We start from the raw sequence: 251 nt of genomic DNA, 5'->3' as shown, positions 1-251 counted from the left end.
TGCTCGACGAGCTCGGTTATCTGCCGTTCGCCCGCTCGGGAGGGCAGTTGCTGTTCCACCTCATCAGCAAGCTTTATGAGCGGACCAGCGTCATCATCACCACGAACCTCGCCTTCGGCGAATGGCCGACCGTGTTCGGCGATCCCAAGATGACCACGGCGCTGCTCGACCGCGTCACCCACCACTGCGATATCGTCGAGACGGGCAACGACAGCTGGCGCTTCAAAAACCGCAGCTGACAGCCACCTTCG

General features: G+C 61.8%; 1 protein-coding gene. It reads left to right on the top strand.

Annotation, left to right across the window (positions count from 1 at the left end; all coding sequences use genetic code 11):
- Positions 1-239 (top strand): ATP-binding protein (locus AX677_RS09130; RefSeq protein ID WP_082730248.1); only part of this gene is annotated, 239 nt, incomplete at its 5' end.
- Between the last annotated feature and the right edge of the window lie 12 nt (positions 240-251).

The sequence above is a fragment of the Streptococcus sp. CCH8-C6 genome, from assembly GCF_001557225.1.
GTDB classification, from domain to species: domain Bacteria; phylum Bacillota; class Bacilli; order Lactobacillales; family Streptococcaceae; genus Streptococcus; species Streptococcus sanguinis_C.
This window is presented reverse-complemented; position numbering and strand designations above follow the sequence as displayed.